This window comes from Pseudomonas sp. LH21 (assembly GCF_036549575.1).
In the GTDB taxonomy this organism is placed as follows: domain Bacteria; phylum Pseudomonadota; class Gammaproteobacteria; order Pseudomonadales; family Pseudomonadaceae; genus Aquipseudomonas; species Aquipseudomonas peradeniyensis.
Genome location: NZ_CP144367.1, coordinates 5972498 through 5980084, shown reverse-complemented (window position 1 = coordinate 5980084; position 7587 = coordinate 5972498). Strand labels below are relative to the sequence as shown.

7 protein-coding genes are annotated in these 7587 nt (G+C 60.8%); all 7 read left to right on the top strand.

The features are described from left to right. Positions 1-581 precede the first annotated feature (581 nt). Entirely contained in the window at positions 582-716 is a 135-nt protein-coding gene (rpmH, locus tag VUG52_RS27155) for a 50S ribosomal protein L34 (RefSeq protein ID WP_003253163.1), read from the top strand. A 13-nt stretch (positions 717-729) separates the two neighbouring features. Further along, positions 730-1131 carry a ribonuclease P protein component gene (gene rnpA, locus VUG52_RS27150; protein ID WP_011536515.1) on the top strand — a complete coding sequence of 134 codons (402 nt, stop codon included), beginning with the start codon at positions 730-732 and terminating at the stop codon, positions 1129-1131. Further along, positions 1124-1369 carry a membrane protein insertion efficiency factor YidD gene (gene yidD, locus VUG52_RS27145; protein ID WP_011536514.1) on the top strand — a complete coding sequence of 82 codons (246 nt, stop codon included), beginning with the start codon at positions 1124-1126 and terminating at the stop codon, positions 1367-1369. The genes rnpA and yidD overlap by 8 nt, the downstream gene beginning before the upstream one ends. 2 nt (positions 1370-1371) lie before the next feature. Beyond that, on the top strand, positions 1372-3054 hold the full coding sequence (gene yidC, locus VUG52_RS27140) for a membrane protein insertase YidC (protein ID WP_186712247.1): 1683 nt from the start codon (positions 1372-1374) through the stop codon (positions 3052-3054). An 87-nt stretch (positions 3055-3141) separates the two neighbouring features. After that, positions 3142-4512: a tRNA uridine-5-carboxymethylaminomethyl(34) synthesis GTPase MnmE gene (gene mnmE / locus VUG52_RS27135; protein WP_050707602.1), complete on the top strand. Its 1371-nt coding sequence runs from the start codon at positions 3142-3144 to the stop codon at positions 4510-4512. 526 nt (positions 4513-5038) lie between these two features. Further along, a complete protein-coding gene (gene mnmG, locus VUG52_RS27130) occupies positions 5039-6931 on the top strand; it encodes a tRNA uridine-5-carboxymethylaminomethyl(34) synthesis enzyme MnmG (protein WP_262950861.1) in 1893 nt (630 codons plus the stop codon). Next, the gene (gene rsmG / locus VUG52_RS27125; RefSeq protein WP_050707600.1) at positions 6928-7578 is read left to right on the top strand and encodes a 16S rRNA (guanine(527)-N(7))-methyltransferase RsmG; all 651 of its coding nucleotides are present in this window, start codon (positions 6928-6930) and stop codon (positions 7576-7578) included. The genes mnmG and rsmG overlap by 4 nt, the downstream gene beginning before the upstream one ends. Positions 7579-7587: the final 9 nt, after the last annotated feature.

Genomic DNA, 7587 nt, shown 5'->3' with positions numbered 1-7587 from the left:
GGATATCCCCTGAGTTGAAAGCCGGATGAGGCAAAAACAAACCGCCATTGTACCGGGCGGGCGGTCAGTTATCCACACGTGACGCCACCCACTATCAGGGTAAATCCGCCAAAAAACGACTTGAACACCACCCACGAACTGTTGATAAGCCCTGTGGATAACGGCACTTGTGGGCTATGCACAACCCTGGGTTCAGATCTGTGGATAAATCATCTGTGGATAAACTACCTGTTCCCGCACAGGTTTTCCTCATGTGGGACACAGACAGAACACCCCTTACCGACAAGGTTGTGATTTTCTGTACACGCCGTCACTCGTGGCCTGGAGTATTTTATCCACAGAAGGTTATCCACCTAAGCTCTATAAGTTCTTCAGAAAAGCTTTTTATATGCCTCTTCTGTTTTTTTGATTTGCCCGCTTTCAGGTTAGCCAGGTCGACATGACGCCCATCGACCTGGCTCGACCTTCCATAAGGAAAGGCTGGTTGGAAATTGACCTATCGCCTTGCTTTCTCTAGAATCGCCGATCTCTTAAAAAGGGGGCCCTTCCGGCCCGTTGTCGACCAACCCAGGTAACACGCCATGAAACGTACTTTCCAACCAAGCACCATCAAGCGCGCCCGCACCCACGGTTTCCGTGCCCGTATGGCTACCAAGAACGGCCGTGCCGTTCTGTCGCGTCGCCGTGCCAAAGGCCGTAAGCGTCTGGCCATTTGATTTTTCGGCACAGGTGGTGAGTCAGGACTTCAGTCGGGACAAGCGACTGCTTACACCCCGGCATTTCAAAGCGGTCTTCGACTCCCCAACCGGCAAGGTTCCAGGGAAAAACCTGCTTATCCTTGCCCGCGAGAACGGCCTCGATCATCCACGCCTCGGCCTGGTGATCGGCAAGAAGAGCGTCAAGCTCGCCGTTCAACGCAATCGCCTGAAACGCCTGATGCGCGATTCGTTCCGGTTGAACCAGCAGATGCTGGCTGGGCTGGATATCGTGATCGTTGCACGCAAGGGGTTGGGCGAAGTGGAAAACCCAGAATTGCACCAACACTTTGGCAAGCTCTGGAAGCGACTGGTCCGCAGTCGGCCCTCTCCAGCGGTCGCCGATTCCGCAGGGGTAGACAGTCACAATGCGTAAACTGGCCCTCGTTCCGATCCAGTTCTACCGTTACGCCATCAGTCCACTGATGGCCAGTCACTGTCGTTTCTATCCCAGCTGTTCCTGTTATGCCTATGAAGCCATCGAAAATCATGGCCTCTTGCGTGGTGGGTGGCTGGCCGTTCGTCGCCTGGGGCGTTGTCATCCGTGGAACGATGGCGGTTTCGATCCCGTTCCACCTGCTCCTTCCTCCCGAACTTCTTCGATAGCCGAGTAATCATGGATATTAAACGCACGATCCTGATCGTCGCCCTGGCAATCGTGTCCTATGTCATGGTCCTCAAGTGGAACCAGGACTATGGCCAGGCTGCCCTGCCGACTCAGAATGCTGCTGCCAGCAATGCTGCCCCGGCCCTGCCGGACACCGTGCCGGCCGGCAACTCCGGTGCAAGCGCCGATGTGCCGAGCGCCAATGCTGAATCCAGCCCTGCTGAACTGGCGCCGGTCGCCCTCAGCAAGGACCTGATCCGGATCAAGACCGATGTCCTGGACCTGGCTATCGACCCGGTCGGTGGTGACATCGTCCAGCTGAACCTGCCGAAGTACCCACGTCGCCAGGACCATCCGGACATTCCGTTCCAGCTGTTCGACAACGGCAGCGAGCGCGTGTACCTGGCCCAGAGCGGCCTGACCGGCACCAACGGCCCGGACGCCCGCTCCACTGGTCGCCCGCTGTACGCCGCCGAACAGAAGAGCTTCCAGCTTGCCGACGGTCAGGACCAACTGTCCGTCGACCTGAAGTTCAGCGAGAACGGCGTCAACTACATCAAGCGCTTCAGCTTCAAACGCGGTGAGTACGACCTGACCGTCAGCTACCTGATCGACAACCAGAGCGGCCAGGCCTGGAGCGGCAACATGTTTGCCCAGCTCAAGCGCGACGCAAGCTCCGATCCGTCGTCGAGCACTGCCACCGGTACGGCCACCTACCTGGGCGCCGCCCTGTGGACAGCTTCCGAGCCGTACAAGAAAGTGTCGATGAAAGACATCGACAAGGGCAATTTGAAAGAAAATGTGACCGGCGGCTGGGTCGCCTGGCTGCAGCACTACTTCGTGACCGCCTGGATCCCGAGCAAGTCGGACAACAACGCCGTCCAAACCCGCAAGGACAGCCAGGGCAACTACATCATCGGCTTCACCGGCCCTGCGCTTGACGTCCCTGCCGGCGGCAAGGTCGAAACCAGCGCCATGCTGTATGCAGGTCCGAAGATCCAGTCCAAGCTCAAGGAACTGTCCCCAGGCCTGGAACTGACCGTCGACTACGGCTTCCTGTGGTTCATCGCCCAGCCGATCTTCTGGCTGCTGCAACATATCCACAGCCTGCTCGGCAACTGGGGCTGGTCGATCATCGTCCTGACCATGCTGATCAAGGGTCTGTTCTTCCCGCTGTCGGCCGCCAGCTACCGCTCGATGGCGCGCATGCGTGCCGTGGCGCCGAAGCTGGCCCAGCTCAAGGAACGCTTCGGTGACGATCGCCAGAAGATGTCCCAGGCGATGATGGAGCTGTACAAGAAAGAGAAGATCAACCCGCTGGGCGGCTGCCTGCCGATCCTGGTGCAGATGCCGGTGTTCCTGGCCCTGTACTGGGTACTGCTGGAAAGCGTAGAGATGCGCCAGGCCCCGTGGATGCTGTGGATCACCGACCTGTCGATCAAGGATCCGTTCTTCATCCTGCCGATCATCATGGGCGCCACCATGTTCATCCAGCAGCGTCTGAACCCGACCCCGCCGGATCCGATGCAGGCCAAGGTGATGAAAATGATGCCGATCATCTTCACCTTCTTCTTCCTGTGGTTCCCGGCCGGTCTGGTGCTGTACTGGGTTGTGAACAACTGCCTGTCGATCGCACAGCAGTGGTACATCACCCGCAGCATCGAGGCAGCGACCAAGAAAGCTGCCGCTTGACGGGCAAGCCTGTTTGCCTGTGAATAAAAACGCCCCCTAGTGGGGCGTTTTTGCTATCTGACGAATTCGTTGTAGAGGCTTTCGAGCATGAACACTGTGCGTGAAACCATCGCCGCCATCGCTACCGCCCAGGGCCGCGGCGGGGTCGGCATCGTCCGCTTGTCCGGGCCGCTGGCCAGCCAGGCCGGGCAGGCCATCACCGGTCGCACGCTGAGCCCGCGCCATGCCCACTACGGCCCGTTCCGCGATGCCGATGGCCTGGTCCTAGACGAAGGCATCGCGCTGTTCTTCCCCGGGCCGAACTCGTTCACCGGCGAAGACGTGCTGGAGCTGCAGGGCCACGGGGGTCCGGTGGTCATGGACATGCTGCTGCAGCGTTGCCTGCAACTGGGCTGCCGGTTGGCACGCCCGGGGGAGTTCAGCGAGCGTGCGTTCCTCAACGACAAGCTCGACCTGGCCCAGGCCGAAGCCATCGCCGACCTGATTGAAGCCAGCTCCACGCAAGCTGCCCGTAATGCCCTGCGTTCGTTGCAGGGAGCGTTCTCCAAGCGTGTGCATGGGCTGACCGAGGCGCTGATTGCCTTGCGCATCTACGTCGAGGCGGCTATCGACTTCCCCGAGGAAGAAATCGACTTCCTCGCCGACGGTAATGTGTTGCGCATGCTCGATGACGTGCGCAGCGAGTTGTCCACAGTGCAGCGTGAGGCCGGGCAGGGTGCCCTGTTGCGCGACGGCATGACGGTGGTCATCGCCGGCCGGCCGAACGCCGGCAAATCGAGCCTGCTCAACCAGCTGGCCGGACGCGAGGCAGCGATCGTCACCGATATCGCCGGCACCACCCGGGACATCCTGCGCGAACATATCCACATCGATGGCATGCCGCTGCATGTGGTCGACACCGCCGGTCTGCGCGATACCGATGACCATGTGGAAAAGATCGGGGTGGAAAGGGCGCTCAAGGCCATCGGCGAGGCCGATCGGGTGCTACTGGTCGTCGACTCGACCGCGCCGGAGGCCAGTGATCCCTTTGCGCTGTGGCCAGAGTTCCTGGACCAACGGCCAGATGTGGCAAAGGTCACGCTCATCCGTAACAAGGCCGACTTGAGCGGTGAGCATGTCGGCATGGAGCAGAGTGACGATGGGCACGTAACCATTACCCTGAGTGCCCGCGAAGACGACATGGGGCTGGATCTGCTGCGTGACCACCTCAAGGCCTGCATGGGGTATGAACAGACCGCGGAGAGCAGCTTCAGCGCCCGTCGCCGGCACCTGGAAGCGCTGCGCCAGGCCAGCGAGCACCTGGAGCATGGTCGGGCGCAGCTGACCCTGGCGGGCGCCGGAGAGCTGCTGGCGGAGGATCTGCGCCAGGCACAGCAAGCGTTGGGTGAAATCACCGGGGCGTTCAGTTCGGACGACCTGCTTGGCAGGATTTTCTCGAGCTTCTGCATCGGCAAATAGTCCACAGCCCTTCGATAACAAGGCCGCTCCTGTCTGGAGCGGCTTTTTTTTGCCTGTTATTCAGGGAGCCGAGCGCCGGCTTGGCCTGCCGTATCTGTAAGGCAGCTGCGACGCCGTCATCCACAGACGAGATTTCAGGCTCAGGAGCTCTGTGGAAAACTCGCCATCAGCTCCGTTGATAACTGGCCTTTTTTTCTGAGGACAAACCCGCCTGTGGGTAATCGATACTTTAATCCACAGGTTACACGCCGTTATCCAGAACCCCCAGGCCTACTACGCCACAGGGTTATGATTCCGGCAAAGCCACGCAGTGTAAGGGCTTAGGTCACTTATCCACATGTGGATAGCTGCCTAAACATAAACATAAAAACAAAGCTTTTTTAAATTTTTCCTCTTTGTTTTCTTTTGCCTGCCACTCATCCACAGCCTGCTCATTTTTTGCTCAGAAGGTTTCTTTGAAGGGCGGTAAGTCCCTATACTTGTCCGCTTACCTTCTCTATTCGCAAAAACAGGCACGAGGTGCGTGGTGGATTTCCCTTCCCGTTTTGAAGTGATCGTCATCGGCGGCGGCCATGCCGGTACCGAGGCTGCGCTTGCGTCCGCACGCATGGGTGTGAAAACCCTGCTGCTGACCCACAACGTGGAAACCCTCGGTCACATGAGTTGCAACCCGGCCATCGGCGGCATCGGCAAGAGCCACCTGGTCAAGGAAATCGATGCGCTCGGCGGCGCCATGGCGTTGGCCACCGACAAGAGCGGCATCCAGTTCCGCATCCTGAACAACCGCAAGGGGCCGGCCGTACGCGCCACCCGTGCGCAGGCCGACCGCGCCATCTACAAGGCGGTGGTACGCGAAATCCTGGAAAACCAGCCGAACCTGTGGATATTCCAGCAGTCGTGCGATGACCTGATCGTCGAGCAGGACCAGGTCAAGGGCGTTGTCACGCAAATGGGTCTGCGCTTCTTCGCCGACTCCGTGGTCCTGACCAGCGGCACCTTCCTCGGCGGACTTATCCACATCGGTCTGCAGAACTACTCCGGTGGCCGCGCCGGCGATCCGCCCGCCAACGCCCTGGCCCAGCGCATGCGTGAACTGCCGCTGCGTGTCGGCCGCCTGAAGACCGGCACGCCGCCGCGCATCGATGGCCGTTCGGTGGACTTCTCGGTGATGACCGAGCAGCCGGGCGACACGCCGATCCCGGTGATGTCGTTCATGGGCGATGCGCAGATGCATCCGCGCCAGGTCAGCTGCTGGATCACCCACACCAATGCCCGCACCCACGAGATCATCGCCTCGAACCTCGACCGTTCGCCGATGTACTCGGGCGTGATCGAAGGCATCGGCCCGCGCTACTGCCCGTCGATCGAGGACAAGATCCATCGCTTCGCCGACAAGGAAAGCCACCAGGTGTTCATCGAGCCGGAAGGCCTGACCACCCACGAGCTGTACCCCAACGGTATTTCCACTTCGCTGCCGTTCGACGTGCAGCTGGAGATCGTCCGTTCGATCCGCGGCATGGAAAACGCCCACATCGTCCGCCCGGGCTATGCCATCGAGTACGACTACTTCGATCCGCGCGACCTGAAGTACAGCCTCGAGACCAAGGTCATCGGCGGCCTGTTCTTCGCCGGCCAGATCAACGGCACCACCGGTTACGAAGAAGCCGGCGCCCAGGGCCTGCTGGCCGGGACCAACGCCGCGCTGCGCGCCCTGGGCCGTGAAAGCTGGTGTCCGCGCCGCGACGAGGCCTACATCGGCGTGCTGGTCGACGACCTGATCACCCTGGGGACCCAGGAGCCGTACCGCATGTTCACCTCGCGCGCCGAATACCGGCTGATCCTGCGCGAAGACAACGCCGACCTGCGCCTGACCGAAAAAGGCCGCGAGCTGGGCCTGGTCGATGACCAGCGCTGGGCCGCGTTCTGCGCCAAGCGCGAAGGCATCGAGCGCGAGGAACAACGCCTGAAGAGCACCTGGGTCCGCCCGGGCACGCCGCAGGGCCAGGCCATTGTGGATAAGTTCGGCACGCCGCTGGCCCACGAATACAGCCTGCTTAACCTGCTCGCCCGTCCGGAAGTCGACTACGCTGGCTTGATCGAGGCGACCGGCGGTGAACTGATCGATCCACAGGTCGCCGAACAGGTCGAGATCAAGACCAAGTACGCCGGCTACATCGACCGCCAACAGGAAGAGATCGCCCGTCTGCGCGCCAGCGAAGACACGCGCCTGCCTGTGGATATCGACTACACCACGATTTCCGGCCTGTCCAAGGAGATCCAGGGCAAGCTCGGGCAGACCCGCCCGGAGACGCTGGGCCAGGCTTCGCGTATTCCGGGTGTCACCCCGGCGGCGATTTCCCTGTTGCTGATTCACTTGAAAAAACGCGGCGCAGGCCGCGAATTGGAGCAAAGCGCTTGAGTTCCCCGGTCACCCCGCAACACGCCGAAGAGTTGTCCACAGGTGCGCGCCAGCTCGGTGTCGAGCTGAGCGCGCAGCAGCACGAGTCGCTGCTGGGCTACCTGGCCCTGTTGATCAAATGGAACAAGGCTTACAACCTGACCGCGGTGCGCGACCCGGACGAGATGGTCTCGCGTCACCTGCTCGACAGCCTGAGTGTCATGCCGTTTATCCACAATGACACCCAGCGCTGGCTGGATGTCGGCAGCGGCGGCGGCATGCCGGGCATTCCGCTGGCCATCCTGCATCCGCACAAGCAGGTGACGGTGCTGGACAGCAACGGCAAGAAGACCCGCTTCCTGACCCAGGTGAAGATGGAACTGAAACTGGACAACCTCACGGTTATCCACAGCCGGGTGGAAGAGGTCCAGCCCGAGCAGCCGTTCTGCGGGATCATTTCCCGGGCCTTCAGCAGCATGGAGAATTTCACCAACTGGACCCGCCACCTGGGTGACGCCCGCACGCAATGGCTTGCAATGAAGGGGCTGCATCCTGCCGACGAACTGGTAGCATTGCCCGCAGACTTCACAGTGGAAAGCGAGCAGGCCCTGACCGTTCCAGGTTGCCAGGGCCAGCGCCATCTGCTGATACTGCGCCGCAAGGCATGACTGGGAACA